Consider the following 19,144-nt stretch of genomic DNA (forward strand, 5'->3'; position numbering starts at 1 on the left):
AACAACCGGTGCGACGGGCATTATCTTTGGCGATGTTTCGCTGATAGCCGATGTAGCCGAAGGCATACCAGTAGCGCCGGGAATAAAAAGAAAATTAATCCTGTCAGGAATGCGTCATCCCCATGAAAATGCAGTATGGCATTAAAAAATACGCCAGCAGCCACGCCGACCACTAATAAAAATATAAACACCCAGACAGTGTGGTACCAGAGGATATAATTCGTCAGTCTGCCTATCATTACCGGATTGCTCCTTTTTAATGTGTCTGTTTCTATTTCCTGCTGCAGGGTATGACGCTATGAATAATAGACAGAGATGTAATGATTACAAACTTTTAACTAAAAATAGTTAATTAAGCCTCGCTTTAGAGTATTGTTAAATAGAAGGTTTTTTGGATGATTATAGGAATAGTCTCAACAACAGGAGTAGGGCATTTAAAAAGCATCAATATCAAACCTGCTGAATAAATAACCTGATTTAAAAGCGCGAACAGAACGGCATTATTACGGGTTTTAATTTTTATGCTGTTTCCGTTCGTCAGTCGCGAAAAGCGTAAACCACATTGACTACGATGTTTTTAAAAATTTTTAGCAATATTTTTGTTCCTCATCCGTCTACCTCATCACAAGCCATAATCAGTTACTGTAAACGAGGTCAACACCATGAGAGAGTTTGATATGCACGGCAGAGGTCACGGGCGCGGATTCGGTCGCCACCGTATGGGCAAGGGCTTAGTCATCGGCGCGGTCATTTTTATCGTGCTCGGTCTGCTGGTGATGTCCCTGTGGAACGCCTTACTCCCGGCGATCCTCGGCGTGAAAGCCATTGGCTTCTGGCAGGCGCTGGGCATTTTGATATTGAGCCGGATCCTGTTTGGTGGTCTGGGTTTCCGTCCGGGTATGTTTGGTGCGCACCGCCGGATGCACGAACGCTGGATGAACATGACGCCCGAACAGCGTGAAGCGTTCATGCAGCAGCGCCGGGAAGGATTTGGTCGCCATGGTCGCGGGCACTGTGGCTGGCACGGCCACCGTGATGACAAGCGTGAAGACAACGCGCCAAAAGCGCCGGACGCAGAGTGAGCGAGATGAAAACCGGGGAGGCGGGCGGATCCTTGCTGATGTCGGCGGTTAATGCCTGCCGCGCCCGGCTGAGAGCCTTTATTAGCGGAAGAACGCCGGTACGTGACGACGCCGACGATATTTTGCAGGAGATCACGTATCAGCTGATGAAGGTGGAACAGCCGGTCGAAAACGTTGCCGCGTGGCTGTTTCGCGCGGCGCGAAATGAGATGACCGACCGGGCGCGGAAAAAGCGTGAAGTATCGCTCTCCGGTTATTTCAGTTTCACAGGCGAGGAGGATGACGATTTTCCGGAAGATGAGATCGCTGAAACCCTGTTCGGCGTTCCGCATACCCCGGAAGAGGAGTACCTCAAAACGCTGCTGTGGGAAGAGCTGGGGCAGGCGCTGGCTGAACTGCCCGCAGCGCAGCGCGAGGTCTTTGAGAAGACGGAGCTACAGGGCTACAGCATCAAATTGCTGGCCGGGGAAACCGGGGTTAGCGAGCAGGCATTATTATCGCGTAAGCATAAGGCCGTGTTGTTCCTGCGCACGCGATTGCGGGATGTGTATGACGCGCTGACAGGGGGATAATGTTCCCGGCAGACAAAACCTTACACTGTCGGGACTTGTAGATTCATCACTATCGTTTATGATCGGGGCGTCTTGTTATTTTGGAACGTTATGCGCAACCGTCAGCTTCTCGGTAAATGGCTTCTGATAATCACGTGTCTGGCAATGGCAATTTGCCTGGTTCAGCGTGCGGTTTATCTCAACCATTTTTTACAGGGGCTGGATCCTCAGGTGCAAACGCTCATGATGGCTGACGCCCCGGGTCAGGAAGCTGAACAGCCCGGCCCGTCGCCGTGTCAACTTGGCGCACAGTCTTTGCTTTGCGCCCAGCCGCTGTTTTTTGACGGTGCGCTACCGGCGATTATTATCTTCTTCGCTCTGCTGCAGTTGTTTACCCAACGGCGCACATTTCTCTCCAGGGAGCAGCCTGTCCAGGCACCGCCTCCCCGAATACACCTCAAAAACTGCGTTTTCCGTGAATGAAAAGCATCGTTACCACACGATAATTTTCACTATTCACGGAGTAAAACATGGTTAACCTTTTCAGGGGACTCGTCCTCCTGTGGCTGTCCTGCATGGGTATTGCTCATGCGGCAGATACGGGCTGGCTGGTGTCACCGCAAAACGATCACGCCCGCATCCGCTTTCAGGCTGAGCGGGATCACGACCGCATCATCGGCCTGCTCAGCGTGGAGCTGCAGCCCGGCTGGAAAACCTACTGGCGTTCGCCGGGCGAGGGCGGCGTGGCCCCGAAAATCAGCTGGCCACAGGGCGTTAAGGATACCTGGTACTGGCCGGTTCCTTCCCGCTTTGATATCTCGGGCCTGACGACCCAGGGCTACCACGATAGCGTTACGATCCCCATTACAATCGCCGGGACGGACGCGGATGTGCTCGACGCCACGCTTACGCTCTCAACCTGCAGCAACGTCTGTCTGTTGACGGACTACAAGCTGCATCTGGATTTCCGCGCGCCAGCGGAGGCGGGCTTTCGTACGGCATTTGAAGACGCGATGCGTTCAGTACCCGGTGCGTCAGGCGTGTCGTCAGACTTCAGCGCCTGGTTATCAGACGGCAAGCTGATGATGACGGGCACGACGGAAGGCGAATGGGTCAATCCCGGGATCTATTTTGACCCGCTGGAGGGTGACATTCTGCCCGGCGAACCGGTGATTAAGCACACCGGAAACCGGCTTCAGGTCGCGGTTCCGGTCACCGATGAGTGGGGCGATAAACCCGCGACGCTTGCGGGGAAAACGCTGTCGTTTGTCGTCACCAACGGCGATAAAGCCCAGCAAACGCAACTGACCGTTGGCGCAGCCCCCGCAGACGCGGTGCAGAGTGCGCCAGCGGGAACAGTCAAAATGCTGGCCTTTGCTCTGCTGGGCGGGCTGATCCTGAACCTGATGCCCTGCGTATTGCCGGTAATGGGCATGAAGCTCAGCAGCGTCCTGCAGGCGGGTACGGACACGCGGAAAATCCGGCTGCGTTTCCTGGCGACCAGTGCGGGTATTCTGACCTCCTTTATGCTGCTGGCCACGATGGTGACTATTCTGAAACTCACCGGCGCGTCGCTGGGCTGGGGCATCCAGTTCCAGAACCCGTGGTTTATTGGGCTGATGGTTGCCGTGACCTTTCTCTTCGCGCTGAACCTGTTTGGTGCGTTTGAGCTGTTTCTGCCTTCCGCCGCCACCGGACGGCTCGCCACAACGGGCGGAACCGGACTGACGGGCAGCTTCTGCGAAGGCGTGTTTGCCACGCTGCTTGCCACGCCGTGCTCTGCGCCGTTCCTCGGTACGGCCGTGGCCTTTGCGCTGGGCGCACCGCTGCATTCCCTGTGGCTTATCTTCCTGATGCTCGGGGTGGGCATGAGCTTGCCGTGGCTATTCGTGGCGCTGATCCCCAAAACCGCCTTGTTGCTGCCAAAACCTGGCCGCTGGATGAATACCCTGAAGGTGATTCTGGGGGGGATGATGCTGGCCTCCAGCCTGTGGCTGGTGACGTTGCTGAGTCTGCATCTGGGCGAGATGTTCAGCCACATCCTCATGCTGCTTCTGATTGTGGTCGCCATTGTGGTCTATGCCCTTCGCGGTCAGACATCATCGCCGCTGTTCTGGGTGGTGGTGATTGCGCTGGCCGTGTTCGGGGGCTATCAGCTGCGCGGGATAGTGAACGCAACGCCGGTAATCACGGCTGAGAATAGCGAACAGACGATCCCGTGGCAGCCGCTCAGTGAAGAGGCAATCAGCGATGCGCTTGCGCAAGGGAAACGTGTGTTTGTGGATATCTCGGCGGACTGGTGTGTCACCTGCAAGGTGAATGAGCACCGGGTGCTGAATCAGCCGGAGGTTATCGCCGCGCTGCGCCAGCCGGATGTGGTGGCGCTACGCGGAGACTGGAGCCAGCCATCAGAGACGATTGCGGCGTTTCTGAAATCACGTAATCGCTACGCCATCCCGTTTAACCAGGTGTATGGCCCTGGAACGCCGGAGGGCGACATCCTCTCGCCATTGCTGGACAAACGCACCCTGATGACCACCCTGAACAAAGCAAAAGGCTAACGCTGTTATGAAAAAAATCCTTATTACGTTTCTGCTGTTTTTCGCGTCAGCCCAGGTGATGGCGGCGGACCCGATCACCCCGGATCAGGAGCAACGCGCTCAGAAGCTGGTCTACGATTTTCTGTTTAACGACCCGGATTCGCCGCGTATCGGTGCCAAAAATCCAACGCTGACGCTGGTGGTGTTTACTGACTACAACTGTCCATACTGCAAAAAATTCGATCCGTATCTGGAGAAGATCGTTGAGAAACATCCGCAGGTGGCCGTGGTGTTTAAGTTTTTGCCGTTCCGTTCGGAAAGCTCGCTAACCGCCGCGCGCGACGCGTTAACCGTCTGGCGTTCACACCCTGAGCAGTTTATGAAGTTCAACGAAACCCTGATGGCGAAAAAAGGGTATCACGATGACGCCAGCATTCAGGAGGCGCAAAAGCGCGCGGGCGTGAATGTTGCAACGCCGGATGATACGAGCCTGGTCACGGTAAAACGCAGCCTGATCATCGCCGAAAAACTGGGCATTCAGGGTACACCGGCCACGCTGATTGGCGAAGGGCTGTTACCCGGCTGGGTGCCTTTCGAACAGTTTGATGAAATGGTCACCGATGCACTGAAAAACCGCTAACCTGAAGGGGGCCTCAGGCCCCCGAACAAACCGGAGAGGGACATGAAAAAATTACTGTTACTTTCGCTGCTGACCGCGTCAGGGCTGGCGCAGGCTGCGGATGCTATACCTGATGTCGTGAAGACCTTTAGCGAGCAGCAGGAGATTACGATCCTCAAGAAGATCGACGTGCCCGGTGGCGCACCCGCCTGGCTGGGACAATATCAGGACATGGGGGTGACGCTCTTTCTCACGCCTGACGGAAAGCACGTTATTTCGGGTTATCTCTATGATGAGAAGGGTAAAAACCTCAGCGAGGGTATTTTCCAGAAAGAGATCTACGCCCCGATGGGACGCGAAATGTGGAAACAACTGAACGCTGCGCACCCCCTGAAAGAGGGGGCGGATAACGCGCCACGCAAAGTCTTTGTCTTCGCCGACCCGTTCTGCCCGTACTGCAAGGCATTCTGGTCAGAAGCACAGCCGTGGGTGAAGGCGGGTAAGGTGCAGCTCAATACGCTGCTGGTGGCGTTTCTCAACCCAAACAGCGGCCGTAACGCATCTGCGATCCTGAATGCAAAAGATCCGGTTACGGCGTGGAAGGAGTACGAACTGTCCGGCGGTAAAAAACTGCCTAAACCGGAAGGCACCGCCTCGCGTGAAACCGTGGCGATACTGCAAAAACACCAGGCGTTAATGGACAGTCTGGGGGCGAATGCCACACCGGCCATTTATTATCTCAATGACCAGAATGAGCTCCAGCAGGTTGTCGGTATGCCGGACGCGAAGCAGCTTGAGGCGATGTTCGGGCCGAAGCCGTAAAAAAACAGGCAGAAACAGGGCGTTTCTGCCTGACTGTACTTAGCTTCCCCAGCGTCCTTTCAGGTAGTTTACCGCCTGCTGCGTCTGCGGCTGGTTGAGGTAATCTTCGCGGAACAGGATCGTGCCATTCACGTTCGGCAGGGAGTCGTTGAGATCGAGCTGTTTTTTCAGCTCCGGCACGCCGCCCTGAATCGTCCAGTCCGGCTCATTTCTCGACGGCTCGCCCACTTTATAGAACGCAATGCCGATGTACAGACGGGTATGGGTCGGTTTCACTACGTCGGCCCACCATTTGGTCAGCACGTCATAGCGCGCCGCATCCCGGGAGAAAGGCCAGTAGATTTGCGGGGCAATGTAGTCCAGCAGCCCCTGTTGCACCCACTGACGGGTGTCAGCGTAGGATTCATCATACGCCGCCGCGCCACGGGTGTCGGATCCTGCCGGGTCAAAGGAGCGGTTACGCCAGACACCCGCCGGGCTGACGCCAAATTCAACCTGCGGTTTTGTCTGTTTGATCGCCCGAGAGACCTGCACAATCAGCTGCTGCGTATTGTGGCGACGCCAGTCGGCTTTGGAGCTAAACCCCTGGCCGTATTGTCTGTAGGTCTGCGCATCATTCAGCGTTGAGCGGGGCGATTCGGCATAAAAGTAGTCATCAAACTGCACGCCGTCTATCGGGTAGTTCGCCACCACCTCGGTCACCACCCGGGTTATCCAGTCACGCACCTCCGGGATGCCCGGGTCGAGCACAAACCGATCGCCTGCGATGCGAACCCACTCAGGGTGCTGCACATAGACGCTGGACGGTTGTTGGTATGAGGTGCGGTTCAGCGCGGCGATGGTTGACGGTTTGGTATTGGTTGAAACGCGATAGGGGTTGAACCAGGCGTGAACTTTCATCCCACGCTTGTGGGCTTCATCGAGCATAAACTGCAACGGATCGTAGCCCGGATACTCGCCAATATTGCCGGTAAGCATATCTGACCACGGCAGGATTTTGGACGACCAGAGCGCCGTGCTGTCCGGTTTCACCTGGAAAAACACCGTGTTAATTCCCAGGCGTTTCAGATTGTCGAGTTTGTCGATCAGCGCCTGTTTTTGCATCGCAATACGCTGGTCAGCACTGCGGCCATTCACCGACGCGACCGGCGGCCAGTCGAGGCGGGAGACAGTCGCCAGCCAGATCCCACGCATCGGCTCGTTTGCCTGCTGCGTCGGTTTGCCTGGGGGCGGGAGCGGTGTGACCAGCGACTTTGGGGGTTTTGAGGAGCAACTAACAAGTAAAAGCGCGCAGCTAAGCAGCGCACCAGTCCGTTTTACATGTCGCATCATTTGCGTATTAGCTCTTGGTTATCCGACTATTGGCCCAGGGGTTAAAGGCGGGCGCCTCGCGTTCAGCGGTCCCGTTATCATTGAGGGAATCAAGATACAGGGCCTCGACCTCCGCGCGTGCCCAGGGGGTACGGCGCAGGAATTTCAGGCTCGACTTCACGCTTGGGTCATTTCTGAAACAGTTAATTTTGATTCGACCGCCCAACTCGCGCCAGCCATATCGCGCCACCAGGGCGTTGACCATCATCTCCAGCGTAACGCCATGCAAAGGATCTTTGGAAATATGTGCAGTCATAGGCGTCCGGTGTCTCGATTTTCAGGGGATTGGGGTAAACGCTGAAAGGGTACAAGAAAGCAGGGGAAGCGGCAATTTAAGCTTGCGTTTCTTCACCCGGTGGGGCGAAGAAACGGCGACGACGGTCTATTTTTTATCGCTGAACAGCTCCGGCGCCCACGGTGTGGGATCAACCTCCATGAACGGCGCCCGTTCAAACCGCGCCTTCAGCGCCCACGGCACCGTGCAGTCAAAGATAGTCTTGCAGGAAATGCCGTTTCCACGGATCGAGGTGCTGTAGTCCGGTGACTGCGACGGATCCAGCTGGTGGCCGCGGATCCCCGGAAGCGTGGTAATGCTCACATCGCCCTGCATGCGAGTGGTCATTGCCCACAGGATGTCGTCGCTGTCGAAGATATCCACGTCTTCATCCACGAGGATAATGTTTTTCAGCTCGGAATAGGTGGCCAGGGCGATAAGTGCCGCCTGGCCCTGACGTCCTTCGTCTGACGGCTGGCGTTTTTTCACCTGTAAAATGCCGAGAAATTTACCGCCTCCGGCGGTGTGGGCATAGACATTTTGCAAAAAGCCGGGAATGGCCTCTTCGACCGCGTTGCGAATGCTGGCCTCGGTCGGCAAACCGGCAAGCGTGGTGTGCTCTTCGCCCGGGCCCACCAGCGTCTGCAGGATCGCGTGGTTTCGCATCGTCACGGCTTTCACTTTGATCACCGGCAGAGACGGATTCGCCTCGCCGCAGTAGCCCGGGAACTCCGGCATGGCGTGGCCGGTGTTGGTGTGCTGATCTTCTCTTACGCGCACGCCGGGAAGCAGTTCGCCCTCGATGATGATTTCCGCCCGCGCGATCGCTTTCTCTTTTACCGCCACGCCCTGTACCAGCTCCACCGGTTGCTGGCGTAATGCCCCGGCGACGCCAAGCTCGTTGTAACCGAATGGCGTGGTTGGCGCTTCGAAACAGGCCCCAATGTAGATAGCCGGGTCAAGTCCCATATTGATGGTTACCGGCAGCGGTTTGCCCGCCGCTTCGGCCTTCTTGCGAAAGACTTCGATATGGCGACCGGCGGCAAGGAACATAGAGAGTTCATCTCGCTCCTGCACACAGAGACGGTGAATGGTCACATCGGTCAGCGAGGTATCTTCCGGATCGCTTGCCAGTACCAGCCCCAGACAGAAGAACGGGCCTGCATCAATCGGCGTGTTGGTCGGGGCCGGAAGCAGCTTACGCAGGTCAAAGTCCGGATCGTCGGCGTAAAAGACCTGCTCCTGGCACGGTGCCTGCGAGGCCGGAACCACCACCGGTGCAACCGGGTTTTTCACCGCCTGACCAACGTGCTGCGCCAGCTTCGAGGGTTTACAACCCAGCAGAAGCGCCGCTCTTTCCCGGCTGGCGTGCATACCTACCAGGATGCGGGAGCCGGGGTAGCCCTTCACGCTATTGAACATCATGGCCGGGCCCGTGCGAGTGGGGCGTTTTACGGTACCGCCCGCGCCGATATGGCGGTAGACGCCCGCCAGTTCAGCATTGGGATCTACCGGGTGATCGGTTTCGATATAGTGACCTGGATGGCGTTGCAGCAACGCGATGGCGCTTCTGAGATCGTTAATGGGGTTTTGCATGTTTTTCTCCCTTAATGGCTGACCTCCATTGTTGGGCGAACGACAGATATCATCAATTGCATCATTGATGCTATTTTGATAAGCATTTTATTATCAATTTTCGCGGGACTTCATCATGCAATTTCGTCTGATGCGTAATTTTCTGGTGGTAGCCGAAGAGCTCCATATGCACCGCGCCGCGGAGCGTCTGAACATGGCGCAACCTGCGCTGAGCCAGCAGATTAAAGCGCTGGAGGCGCGTCTGGGCGTCACACTGTTTAGCCGGGCACATCGTCGCTTAACCCTGACGCCTGCCGGTGACGCGTTTCTGGTCAAAGCCCGGCTTGCAATTGCGATGACCGAGCAGGCCGTGCTGGACGCCAGACAAACCGCCCGTGGCGAACAGGGGGTGTTGAATCTGGGATGTGTATCGAGTGCGATGTTTGACGATAAGCTGCCTGCAACGCTGCGCCAGCTGCACGAGAACTGGCCCGCAATTGCCATTTCGCTGATGACCGGGAACGTGCAGACGCTTTACGAAACCGTGCAGACCAACCAGCTGGACGTGGCGATTATCCGGGCTCCGCTGCCTGCGTTACCTGACGATCTGCAATCTCGCCCCTTTACCTCAGAGAAAACGGTGCTGGCGCTGCCTCGCCAACACCCCCTGGCCACGTCATCCGCACTGACACTTTCATCCGTGAAGGACGAAAAGTGGATCTCGCTGCGCGATCCGCAAGGCATGGGGCTGGAACAATATTTCTATGACGCCTGTAACGGTGCGGGTTTCCAGCCGGAGGTGGTGCAGAATGCCACCGACGTGCCCACCGTCATCAGCCTTGTCGCGGCGGGATTTGGTATTGCGCTCTTGCCCGCCTCAGCAAGGGCGGTGAACGTCGGGAATGTGGTTTACGTCGACATTATTGATCGGCTCAGGGAGAGCGAGCTGACGCTGGTTTGTCACCGAATCATTCGTTCTGAAGTCTTAAAAAAATTCCTCACCACCGTTGCTCAGGGTTGACGCCCGGCGGCCAGCAGCAGTTGTTCGCGCAGCCAGGCGTTCGCCGTGTCCTGACTGTTTTTAGGATGCCAGAACATGCTGATGGCGATCGGCTGGAGTGGCAGCGGGGGCGGGAAAATATCCAGCGTGGTGGCGAACTGCTGCAACATGCGTCCCGGTAAGGTGCAAATCAGGTCAGTCCCCGCCACCAGAGGCGGTGCCATGGCATAGCTTTGCGTGGACATCACCACGTTGCGCTGATATCCCAGCCCGGCCAGCGTCTGGTCGACAAAGCCGGTAAATGGATCGCCCTGGGAGGAGACCACCAGATGAGAGAGGGCGCAATACTGCGCCAGATCCAGTGGCCCCGTGCCGCGAGGATGTCCTTTGCGCTGGGCGGTGGCAAATGCGTCTTCAAACAGTTTGCGTCTGACCCAGCCATCGTGCGCGCCCGCACTCACGCCAATGTAAATATCAACGTCGCCACTTTCCAGCTGCTGGGGCAGGTTCACCCACTCCGGCAGGGCGAAACGCAGGCGGATCCCCGGCGCTTCACGTCTGATGTGATTCAGCAGTTCAGCCCCAAGCATCAGGGCCGGGTTTTCATGCAGGGCAATGACGAACGTGCGATTGCTCTCGCGGGGGTTAAACCCGGTAGGGGCAAGCATCGCGCTGATGCCACGCAGAACGGCCGCGACCTGAGGCCTCAGCGCCTCGGCTCGGGGTGTGGGCAACACCCCACGTCCATGTGGGGAAGGGATAAACAACGGCTCGCCAAAAATGGCACGCAGGCGCGAAAGACGGGCTGACAGCGCGGGCTGGCTGACCCCCAGACGTGCGGCGGCGTGCGTGATATTCCGGTCGGTGAGCAGTGCATCCAACGTCAATATCAGGTCAATATCCAGGTCTGAAAATGGCGTCATGTTGTTTTCCGTTGTTTATTTAGCTGTGCTGGCGTCCCGGTTGGTATAGGTAACCGGAACCCAGGCATAGCCCGCGCGTTCGCCTTTGGTGACATAACCGATACCGGGGAACGGCAGGTGTGGCGCGGCAACCAGATCTCTGTTTTTGACAAAGTCGTCAAAGGCCTGCTTGCGCACACGGGCTGCTCCGTCCTGATCTTCATCGTAGGCGATGGTCACATCAGGCTGCGGGAACTGTACCGCAGCGACGTGGATAATGTCGCCCACGAAGGTAATTTTCTCGCCTTTACTTTCCAGCGTATAGAAGGCCGAGCCCGGTGTATGCCCGGGGTGAACCGTTCCGGTAATACCCGGCAGCAGCGCTGATGTACCGGTAAACGGCACCACTTTGCCGGCATCAAGATACGGTTTTAAGGTCTTCTGTGCCACGTCAAAGTAGTTCTGATCGTAACCGGTTTTTTTTTGATTCTCTTCATTGAAGAAAAAGTCGATATCCGGTTTCCCCACGAACACGCGGGCGTTGGTAAATACCGCCTTACCGTCCTTTATCAGGCCACCGGAATGATCGGAATGCGCGTGCGTCAGTAAGATTTCCGTGATGTCCTGCGGTTTGATCCCCTGCGTTGCCAGGCTCTCGATTAAACGCCCGCCGTTGCCCGGACCAAAAAGCTGGCCGGAACCGGTATCGACCAGAATTTTGTGTCCCGGCAGCGCAATCAGAAAGGCGTTAATGGAGACCTCAACCGGGTTCGCCTGGAAATTTTTCGCCAGTAACGCATCGGTTTTTTGCTCTGTGGTCCGGCGCAATAGCGTGTGCAGATCCTGCGCGACGCTGCCGTCCGTAAACGACGTAACCAGTACGTCGCCCACCTGAACGCTGTAACCGCCCGCCGGTTGTTTCACCACGTGCTGAGGCGTCTCTGCCAGGGAGTGCAGCGCAGGGTAGAAGAGCAGTGAACTGGTGATGAGCGTAGAGAGGGCAAGTTTCTTGACAGTAAGCATGATGATCTCCTTTAGAAAGTCCTCATCTTACTTATGCATCAAAATTTAAGAACCCGCTCAAAAGTGATAGGACCTATAAATGGGATGGATAGCTCAGTGGGTGGCCGGGCAACGGCAATACCGTGCCCGGCGGGCAGATTGTTACGGCTTCCAGCTATCCGGCGTGGCTTTTGACCATGAGCCATAAGCGGCATTAGGCAGCACAATCCAGTCATTGCCAAAATGCTCTGCGCTTGCCTCAACCAGCTCGCGCTGCTGCTCACTCGGTTTTTTGTTTTTAAACTGCACGGCGAAATCCGGCAGGCTGTCGCCAAACAACATAATGATCTGTTGCTTTTTAAGGATGCTCTGGCGGCGCTCTTCTTTACTCACCGTATCCAGAAGCACGCTGTCGCCCGAGACCTGCGGCAGGCCAAGGGATTTTAACGTGTTGATGGTATCTGCTTTATTTTCCTGCATGCGGTCAGAGACGTAGTAGATACGCACCTTGCTTTGATTCACATGCTCAAGAAACGCCTTCGCGCCGGGGATCAGGCCGGGTTTTCCCTGTTTTTCCCAGTCGCTCCAGGTATCCCATTGGGTGTAGTCATGGCACTGTTCCATGTCGCGCACCAGCAGCGGGGTGTTGTCGAGCACGGTTTCATCCAGATCCATGACCACCGCGTAATTTTCTGGCGTTTTCAGATCTTTCACTTTCTCGTCAAAACGGCCGGTGGCAAAACGGTACGTCTGCAGCTGAAGCGCCATGATTTCAGCTGACTTCTGCTGGTAGCGCAGCGCCATTTCGTAGGCTTTTGGTTCACACAGTTCATTATTTGCCGCGGTAGCGGTTGCGCTCAACATCGGTACTGCCACCAGTAATGCCTTAGCTATTGAATTCATTATTGTTTCCTTAACACCCTTGTCAAAATGACGAAAGCGTAATGAATTTAAGTGACAGAAAAATGACGGTTGCACGTTGGGGCTCTGTTGAAACGTGCTTTCGATCCTGAACTAAGCTTGTACTTCATTCCGCGTAAAATGTGGGTCATTCGAGGACAATGAATGGAATTCAGGACATTTCAAAAGCAGTGGGGTGCTGAGTTTATTTCCGGTGACGTTGTACGTTTTCGCGTCTGGGCTGAGGGACAACAACAACTTACGCTACGTCTGGCAGAACGCGATCTGCCCATGACGGCGGTCGGTAACGGCTGGTTCCAGATTGACGTACCTGGCGTGACGCATGGCACCGAGTATCAGTTCGTTTTACAGGACGGCATGGCGGTACCTGACCCCGCATCGCGGGCGCAGAAAGGGGACGTTAATGGCCCCTCCGTGGTGATTGATCCCGGCCGCTATCAGCCCATCAACCCAGACTGGGCAGGGCGACCGTGGGAAGAGACGGTGATTTACGAACTGCATATTGGCACCTTTACACCGCAGGGCACCTTCCGGGCGGCTATCGACAAGCTGCCGTATCTGGCTGAACTCGGCATCACTCAGCTTGAAGTTATGCCGGTTTCACAGTTCGGTGGCAGCCGCGGCTGGGGCTATGACGGCGTATTGCTGTATGCCCCGCATTCCGCCTATGGCACGCCGGAGGATTTTCACGCGTTCATCGATGCGGCGCACGGCCTGGGCCTTTCTGTCGTGCTGGATATCGTACTCAACCATTTCGGCCCGGAAGGAAACTACTTACCCTTGCTGTCACCCGCGTTTTTTGATGAGCAGAGAATGACGCCGTGGGGTAACGGTATCGCCTATGAACGGGAGCCGGTCAGACACTACATTCTTGACGCGCCCCTGTTCTGGCTGACTGAATACCGTCTGGATGGCTTACGGTTTGATGCCATCGACCAGATTAAAGATACGGCGTCGAAACATATTCTTCAGCAGATCGCGGAAACGATCCGCGAAGCGCTCCCGGATCGTCATATCCATCTCACCACCGAGGACAGCCGTAACGTGATTTTCCTGCATCCTCGGGATGAGAAGGGAGCCACGCCGCTGTTTACCGCCGAGTGGAATGATGATTTCCACAACGCCGCCCACGTCTTTGCCACCGGCGAAACGCATGCCTACTATCAGGATTTTGCCTTCGAACCGGAAAAAAAATTCGCCAGAGCACTCGCAGAAGGGTTTGTCTATCAGGGTGAGGTCTCGTTGCAGACCGGACACTCACGCGGGGTGGAATGCCACACCCAGCCGCCGACCTTCTTTGTCGATTTTATTCAAAATCACGATCAAACCGGTAACCGCGCCCAGGGCGAACGGCTTATTACCCTGGCGGGCGCGGATAAAACCCGCGTTCTGCTCGCCGCGCTGCTGCTGTCACCCCATATCCCGCTGCTGTTTATGGGCGAAGAGTATGGCGAAACCAACCCGTTCCTGTTCTTTACGGATTTTCATGGCGATCTGGCGAAAGCCGTGCGGGAAGGGCGGGCAAAAGAGTTTACCGGCCACAGCGGACACGATGGCGATGTACCGGATCCGAATGACGAGCAGACTTTTGCCCGCTCAAAACTGGACTGGCACAACGTGACGACTGCGCAGGGTAAATCCTGGCTGCGCTTCACGCGAAGTCTGCTTGTCCTGCGGCATCGCTATCTTGTGCCGTTACTTCGCCCTGGCGGCACCGTTGAGGGCAAAATCGTTAAGACCGCTCCCGGTATGGTGGCGGTGAGCTGGTCTTTCCCGACGGGGACATTGTCGCTGGCGCTGAATATCGGTAATAAGCCCGTTGACGTTCCTGCGCTGGCAGGCGAAACGCTCTTTAGCTGGCCGGAGGCCGCTGAGGTGTTAGTGCCAAACAGCATTGTCGTTCGTTTTGCAGATGGAGACGCATCATGATCCCTTGTGCCACATACCGAATACAGTTCCGCAATGGCATGACCTTTGATCGCGTGGTGGAGCTGGTGCCATACCTTAAAGACCTCGGGATCAGCCATCTCTATGCCTCACCGATATTTACCGCCACCACCGGTTCAACCCACGGTTATGACGTCACCGATCCTAACGAAATCGATCCCGCCATTGGCGGGCGCGCCGGTTTCGACCGCATGACGGCGGCACTCAGGCAGGCGGGAATGGGGCTCATTCTGGACATCGTCCCTAACCATATGTCGACCTCGCTGGAAAACCGCTGGTGGCGGGACGTTATCGCGTTTGGTCAGCAAAGCCGTTACGCGCACTATTTTGATATTGACTGGTCGCGCCCGCTGACGCTGCCGTTCCTTGGCGACACCTTTGAGGCCGAGCTGGAGAAGGGGGCAATTGCTCTGAAACGTGACAGTGTCACCGGCGAGGCCGCGCTGGTCCACTATGACACAGCCTATCCGCTTAACCCCGGAACATGGGCTGCGGAGAAAAGCATCGAGGCGATCCACGAGGCGCAGAGCTGGCGGCTGATGTCCTGGCGGGAAGCGCCGAAACAGCTCTCATGGCGGCGCTTTTTTGAAATTACCGGCCTGGTGGGCGTCAGAGTGGAAGACGAGGGGGTGTTTCAGGATACGCATCGCCTGATCCTCGAGCTCGTGCATACCGGCATTGTCGACGGGTTGCGCATTGACCATATCGACGGGCTGGCCGACCCGCTGGGTTACCTGCAGCGGTTACGGCAGGCAACCGGTCCCGACTGTTATATCACGGTGGAAAAAATTCTCGCCAAAGGGGAACAACTGCCTGTGGAATGGCCGGTATCCGGCACCACCGGATATGAGTTTATCGCCTCGCTGGCCGAAGTGCTGGTCGACGATAATAACCTCGGACGGCTGGAAAAAATCCACGACGAGACGCTGGGCGTGACGGTCGATCGCCATGCGGAACTTCGCAACGCTAAAGGGCTGATGACCGATCGCAATTTTGAGGGTGAATTCACAACGCTGCTTAACATTGCCACCGACCTTGCCCGATGCAACGACATTGACGTGCCGCAGGACGACATACGCTACACGCTGCGCGAACTGCTGATTGCGTTTCCGGTCTACCGCACCTACGGCACCGCCGACGGGTTAACCGCCCCGGATGTCGCGCTGTTGAACCGCGTTGTTGCCAGCGTCGACGCACCGGAACCGGCGTTAAGCCTGTTGGTGAGGATCCTCACCGGCGACCTGGACGCCAGCAGCCGCGATGCAGCCTCGCTGTTCAGAACCCGCTTCCAGCAGCTTACCGGGCCGCTGATGGCGAAATCGGTGGAAGATACGCTCTTTTTCCGCCATAACCTCGAGCTCGCCCTGAACGAAGTGGGGGCCGATCCCACCCCGCGCGCGTTCTCGTTATCCCGCTTTCACCAGGAGATGCGCATCCGTCTGGCCCGTCAGCCCGATGCGCTGCTGGGGACCTCCACGCACGACACCAAGCGCGGGGAAGACGCGCGGGCGCGCCTCTACACCCTGACGGAAGCCCCGGAACAGTGGGGTGAAAATCTGGCGCGCTGGCGACAGATGAACCAGACCCAGGTGCGTTTTCTCAATGACGGTACCGCGCCAAACGCGGCCGATACCTGGATGATCTACCAGGCGCTGGCGGGCGTCTGGCCTGCAACGTTGTCGCCTGACGATGGTGAAGGGCTGAAGTCTCTCGAAGCGCGTTTCCTCGGGTTTATTGAGAAAGCGCTGCGCGAGGCCAAACAGCGTACCGACTGGATCGACAGCAATGAGAGCTATGAGAGCGTGGTGCTGAATTACGTCCGGCACTTGCTGTCCCCTGAGAACACGCTGTTCCTGCATGATTTCTCGTCCTCCCTGCAACCCTTTATCCGCGCCGGGCTGATGAACAGCCTGAGCCAGACGGTGATCAAACTGACGGCGCCGGGCGTACCGGATATCTATCAGGGAAGCGAGGCGCTTAATTTTAGCCTGGTCGACCCGGATAACCGGCTGGAGCCGGATTTCGCCACGCTGAGGCAAAACCTGAGCAGCGCCGACGCAAAGCTCTTTGCCGACGAACAGCAGTGGCGAAACGGCAGGGTGAAGCAGTATGTCACCGCCACGCTGTTACGCGTCCGGCAGCACTATTTACCGCTCTTCCAGTACGGCGACTGGCTGCCGCTGAAGGTCAGCGGCGAGCGCGAGGAAAACCTGATTGTCTACGCGCGCGTGAAGGACGGGGAGGCGCTGATTGTTGCCGTACCGCGTCTGGTTTTTGCTACCCCCACAAACGAAACGCTGTGGGCCAACACTTCGGTCGTCATCCCCGAAGAGCTTTCCGGGAAACGCTACCGGGATCTGTTTACCGGTGAACGTCGGGCGCTGCGGGAGACGCTGGATTTAACGTCTGAAACAGGAAGTTTGTTAGTTCTGCTTACCTGCGAATAATCGTGGAGAACGAAAATGGCAAAGGAAAATACGTTTGACATACGGGCCGGTCATGGCCAGCAGCTGGGTGCAAATTATGACGGGAAAGGGGTTAACTTCGCGCTTTTTTCAGCTCACGCCGAGCGGGTGGAGCTCTGTCTGTTTGACCCCTCCGGTAAAACGGAAATCGCCCGTCTGGAGCTGCCGGAATATACCCACGAGATCTGGCATGGCTATGTGCCCGACCTCCAGCCCGGCGCGCTGTATGGCTATCGCGTCTACGGGCCTTATGATCCGGAAAACGGGCATCGCTTTAACCCGCATAAGCTGCTCATCGATCCCTATGCCCGTGAACTGGTGGGCGATATCGACTGGAATGATGCCCATTTTGGCTACGAACTGGGTCATGACGCGCTGGATGTGAGCTTTGATACGCGTGACAGCGCGCCGTTCACTCCAAAATGCAGGGTCATCGATCCGAATGCGTTTGACTGGCAGGACCATCAGCGGCCAGCGATCCCCTGGCCGCATACCGTGGTCTATGAGAGCCATGTGAAAGGTTTCACCCAGCTCAACCCGGCGATACCGCCCGAGCTGCGAGGCACCTTTGAAGGCATGGGGCATAAAGCCTCGGTCGATTACATCAAAAGTCTGGGTATCACCGCCGTCGAGCTGCTGCCGGTTCACTGGTTCCCGGACGATCAGCACCTGCTGGACCGCGGCCTGAAGAATTTCTGGGGCTATAACACGCTGGGCTTTTTTGCGCCCGCGTCACGTTATTACGGCCCGGCAGGGATCCAGGGTTTTCGCGATATGGTCCGCGCCTACCATGACGCGGGTATCGAGGTGATTCTGGATGTGGTCTATAACCACACGGCAGAGGGCAATGAGCTTGGCCCGACGCTCTCGTTCAAGGGTATCGATAACTACAGCTATTACCGCACCTTGCCGGATCAGCATCGCTATTACATCAATGACACCGGCACGGGGAATACGGTGAACACCTCACACCCGCGTGTGCTGCAGATGATCATGGATTCGCTGCGCTACTGGGCGGAATCGATGCATATCGACGGTTTTCGCTTCGATCTGGGCACGATACTGGGGCGCGAGCCAGAAGGGTTCGATCCGCGCGGCGGCTTCTTTGATGCCATGACCCAGGATCCGGTTTTATCAAAACTCAAGCTCATCGGTGAGCCCTGGGATATCGGCCCCGGCGGCTATCAGGTGGGCGGATTCCCGCCCGGCTGGGGCGAGTGGAACGACAAATATCGCGATACCGTTCGTGAATACTGGCGGGGCGATAACGTTCCCACTGATTTTGCCGCCCGCCTGCTGGGCTCGGGCGATCTCTATGATTTACGCGGGCGTCGCCCGTGGGCCAGCGTCAACTTTATTACCGCGCATGACGGCTTCACGCTGAACGATCTGGTGTCGTACAACGAGAAACACAACGCCGATAATGGTGAAGAGAACAACGACGGGCATAACGATAACCGCTCGTATAACTATGGCGAGGAAGGCCCGACCGAGAACCCGGACATTATTGCCACCCGTGAACGGCAGAAACGGAACTTCCTCACCACGCTGTTGTTCTCCCATGGTACACCGATGCTGCTGGCCGGGGATGAGTTTGGCCGGACGCAAAAAGGGAACAACAACGGCTATTGCCAGGACAGCGAGATCTCCTGGATCAACTGGAAAGGGTTGTCAGAAAACGACGTCGCGCTGCGTGAGTTTACCCGGCACCTGATTGCGCTTCGGGCGAAACAGCCGCTGCTGCGCCGGGAGAGCTGGCGAGACGGTCTTGAGATCCGCTGGTTTAACGCCGGAGGAGGACCGCAGCAGTCTGAGCAATGGGAGGAAGGCTCGACAATCGGCGTCTCCATCAGCCGGCCCGATCTCATCCAGGAGGAGGGGATCTGGCACGACGTGCTGATGCTGTTCAACCCCTTCGAAGGCGCCGTGTCGTTCCAGATCCCGCAGTTTGGTGAAGGAGGCTGGGTGCTGGAGCTCTCCACGGCGGGGGAGGTTGCCACGGGCGAGGTCATCACCCGGACCGTGGATTACGAACTGGCGGGGCGCAGTATTACTCTCTTCAGACGCCCGTGA

Annotated in this window: 16 protein-coding genes; 10 read left to right on the forward strand and 6 right to left on the reverse strand. The window is 56.9% G+C overall.

Annotated elements, in window-relative coordinates; translation table 11 throughout:
- Positions 1–662: 662 nt before the first annotated feature.
- From ACMWKA_RS11680 to dsbG, 6 genes are all read left to right on the forward strand, one after another.
- A complete protein-coding gene (locus ACMWKA_RS11680; protein WP_013096556.1) occupies positions 663–1,082 on the forward strand; it encodes a hypothetical protein in 420 nt (139 codons plus the stop codon).
- A gap of 5 nt (positions 1,083–1,087) precedes the next feature.
- Entirely contained in the window at positions 1,088–1,654 is a 567-nt protein-coding gene (locus ACMWKA_RS11685) for an RNA polymerase sigma factor (protein WP_284958657.1), read from the forward strand.
- A gap of 90 nt (positions 1,655–1,744) precedes the next feature.
- On the forward strand, positions 1,745–2,116 hold the full coding sequence (locus ACMWKA_RS11690) for a hypothetical protein (RefSeq protein ID WP_013096558.1): 372 nt from the start codon (positions 1,745–1,747) through the stop codon (positions 2,114–2,116).
- Positions 2,117–2,163: 47 nt separating this feature from the next.
- Complete coding sequence (locus tag ACMWKA_RS11695; RefSeq protein WP_414760244.1) at positions 2,164–4,194, forward strand: protein-disulfide reductase DsbD family protein; 2,031 nt, start codon at positions 2,164–2,166, stop codon at positions 4,192–4,194.
- 7 nt (positions 4,195–4,201) lie between these two features.
- Positions 4,202–4,813 carry a DsbA family protein gene (locus ACMWKA_RS11700; protein WP_029883313.1) on the forward strand — a complete coding sequence of 204 codons (612 nt, stop codon included), beginning with the start codon at positions 4,202–4,204 and terminating at the stop codon, positions 4,811–4,813.
- Between the two features lie 42 nt (positions 4,814–4,855).
- The gene (gene dsbG, locus ACMWKA_RS11705) at positions 4,856–5,614 is read left to right on the forward strand and encodes a thiol:disulfide interchange protein DsbG (protein ID WP_250181487.1); all 759 of its coding nucleotides are present in this window, start codon (positions 4,856–4,858) and stop codon (positions 5,612–5,614) included.
- 39 nt (positions 5,615–5,653) lie between these two features.
- On the opposite strand, the gene ACMWKA_RS11710 is transcribed toward dsbG, so the two are convergent.
- The 3 genes from ACMWKA_RS11710 to ACMWKA_RS11720 form a co-directional block, all read right to left on the reverse strand.
- A complete protein-coding gene (locus tag ACMWKA_RS11710) occupies positions 5,654–6,946 on the reverse strand; it encodes a glycoside hydrolase family 10 protein (RefSeq protein WP_414760245.1) in 1,293 nt (430 codons plus the stop codon).
- A 7-nt stretch (positions 6,947–6,953) separates the two neighbouring features.
- Positions 6,954–7,241 (reverse strand): VF530 family DNA-binding protein, encoded by a 288-nt coding sequence (locus ACMWKA_RS11715; protein ID WP_414760246.1) that lies wholly within the window; start codon positions 7,239–7,241, stop codon positions 6,954–6,956.
- 126 nt (positions 7,242–7,367) lie between these two features.
- Positions 7,368–8,855 (reverse strand): UbiD family decarboxylase, encoded by a 1,488-nt coding sequence (locus tag ACMWKA_RS11720; RefSeq protein ID WP_414760247.1) that lies wholly within the window; start codon positions 8,853–8,855, stop codon positions 7,368–7,370.
- A 115-nt stretch (positions 8,856–8,970) separates the two neighbouring features.
- Between ACMWKA_RS11720 and ACMWKA_RS11725 the strand changes: the two genes are divergently transcribed.
- Positions 8,971–9,855, forward strand: coding sequence for a LysR substrate-binding domain-containing protein (locus ACMWKA_RS11725; protein ID WP_414760248.1), 885 nt, complete (start codon positions 8,971–8,973; stop codon positions 9,853–9,855).
- Here the strand turns inward: ACMWKA_RS11725 and ACMWKA_RS11730 are convergent.
- The 3 genes from ACMWKA_RS11730 to ACMWKA_RS11740 all read right to left on the reverse strand — a co-directional run bounded on the left by ACMWKA_RS11730 (position 9,846) and on the right by ACMWKA_RS11740 (position 12,641).
- Positions 9,846–10,757, reverse strand: coding sequence for a LysR family transcriptional regulator (locus tag ACMWKA_RS11730; RefSeq protein WP_013096566.1), 912 nt, complete (start codon positions 10,755–10,757; stop codon positions 9,846–9,848). The two genes, ACMWKA_RS11725 and ACMWKA_RS11730, sit on opposite strands and share 10 nt — an antisense overlap.
- 15 nt (positions 10,758–10,772) lie before the next feature.
- Positions 10,773–11,759 carry an MBL fold metallo-hydrolase gene (locus ACMWKA_RS11735; RefSeq protein WP_029883308.1) on the reverse strand — a complete coding sequence of 329 codons (987 nt, stop codon included), beginning with the start codon at positions 11,757–11,759 and terminating at the stop codon, positions 10,773–10,775.
- A 141-nt stretch (positions 11,760–11,900) separates the two neighbouring features.
- Positions 11,901–12,641 (reverse strand): 5'-nucleotidase, lipoprotein e(P4) family, encoded by a 741-nt coding sequence (locus ACMWKA_RS11740; RefSeq protein ID WP_414760249.1) that lies wholly within the window; start codon positions 12,639–12,641, stop codon positions 11,901–11,903.
- A gap of 162 nt (positions 12,642–12,803) precedes the next feature.
- Here ACMWKA_RS11740 and treZ point away from each other — a divergent pair, with 162 nt between their 5' ends.
- The 3 genes from treZ to glgX are packed head-to-tail and all read left to right on the forward strand — an operon-like array spanning position 12,804 to position 19,144.
- A complete protein-coding gene (gene treZ / locus ACMWKA_RS11745) occupies positions 12,804–14,588 on the forward strand; it encodes a malto-oligosyltrehalose trehalohydrolase (RefSeq protein ID WP_148790922.1) in 1,785 nt (594 codons plus the stop codon).
- Positions 14,585–17,053: a malto-oligosyltrehalose synthase gene (treY, locus tag ACMWKA_RS11750; protein WP_414760250.1), complete on the forward strand. Its 2,469-nt coding sequence runs from the start codon at positions 14,585–14,587 to the stop codon at positions 17,051–17,053. Before treZ ends, treY begins: the two co-directional genes overlap by 4 nt.
- A 15-nt stretch (positions 17,054–17,068) precedes the next feature.
- A complete protein-coding gene (gene glgX, locus ACMWKA_RS11755) occupies positions 17,069–19,144 on the forward strand; it encodes a glycogen debranching protein GlgX (protein WP_414760251.1) in 2,076 nt (691 codons plus the stop codon).

It is taken from the genome of Enterobacter sp. 03-F-07-AD-ECC (assembly GCF_047530935.1).
In the GTDB taxonomy this organism is placed as follows: Bacteria; Pseudomonadota; Gammaproteobacteria; order Enterobacterales; family Enterobacteriaceae; genus Enterobacter; species Enterobacter cloacae.

Bases quoted from the DNA above. Each gene is read 5' to 3' on its own strand.
- ACMWKA_RS11695 (WP_414760244.1), top strand. From the start codon at position 2,164: ATGGTTAACCTTTTCAGGGGACTCGTCCTCCTGTGGCTGTCCTGCATG.
- ACMWKA_RS11680 (WP_013096556.1), top strand. From the start codon at position 663: ATGAGAGAGTTTGATATGCACGGCAGAGGTCACGGGCGCGGATTCGGT.
- ACMWKA_RS11700 (WP_029883313.1), top strand. From the start codon at position 4,202: ATGAAAAAAATCCTTATTACGTTTCTGCTGTTTTTCGCGTCAGCCCAG.
- ACMWKA_RS11735 (WP_029883308.1), bottom strand. From the start codon at position 11,759: ATGCTTACTGTCAAGAAACTTGCCCTCTCTACGCTCATCACCAGTTCA.
- ACMWKA_RS11685 (WP_284958657.1), top strand. From the start codon at position 1,088: ATGAAAACCGGGGAGGCGGGCGGATCCTTGCTGATGTCGGCGGTTAAT.
- ACMWKA_RS11710 (WP_414760245.1), bottom strand. From the start codon at position 6,946: ATGATGCGACATGTAAAACGGACTGGTGCGCTGCTTAGCTGCGCGCTT.
- dsbG (WP_250181487.1), top strand. From the start codon at position 4,856: ATGAAAAAATTACTGTTACTTTCGCTGCTGACCGCGTCAGGGCTGGCG.
- ACMWKA_RS11690 (WP_013096558.1), top strand. From the start codon at position 1,745: ATGCGCAACCGTCAGCTTCTCGGTAAATGGCTTCTGATAATCACGTGT.
- ACMWKA_RS11715 (WP_414760246.1), bottom strand. From the start codon at position 7,241: ATGACTGCACATATTTCCAAAGATCCTTTGCATGGCGTTACGCTGGAG.
- ACMWKA_RS11720 (WP_414760247.1), bottom strand. From the start codon at position 8,855: ATGCAAAACCCCATTAACGATCTCAGAAGCGCCATCGCGTTGCTGCAA.
- ACMWKA_RS11730 (WP_013096566.1), bottom strand. From the start codon at position 10,757: ATGACGCCATTTTCAGACCTGGATATTGACCTGATATTGACGTTGGAT.
- ACMWKA_RS11740 (WP_414760249.1), bottom strand. From the start codon at position 12,641: ATGAATTCAATAGCTAAGGCATTACTGGTGGCAGTACCGATGTTGAGC.
- glgX (WP_414760251.1), top strand. From the start codon at position 17,069: ATGGCAAAGGAAAATACGTTTGACATACGGGCCGGTCATGGCCAGCAG.
- ACMWKA_RS11725 (WP_414760248.1), top strand. From the start codon at position 8,971: ATGCAATTTCGTCTGATGCGTAATTTTCTGGTGGTAGCCGAAGAGCTC.
- treZ (WP_148790922.1), top strand. From the start codon at position 12,804: ATGGAATTCAGGACATTTCAAAAGCAGTGGGGTGCTGAGTTTATTTCC.
- treY (WP_414760250.1), top strand. From the start codon at position 14,585: ATGATCCCTTGTGCCACATACCGAATACAGTTCCGCAATGGCATGACC.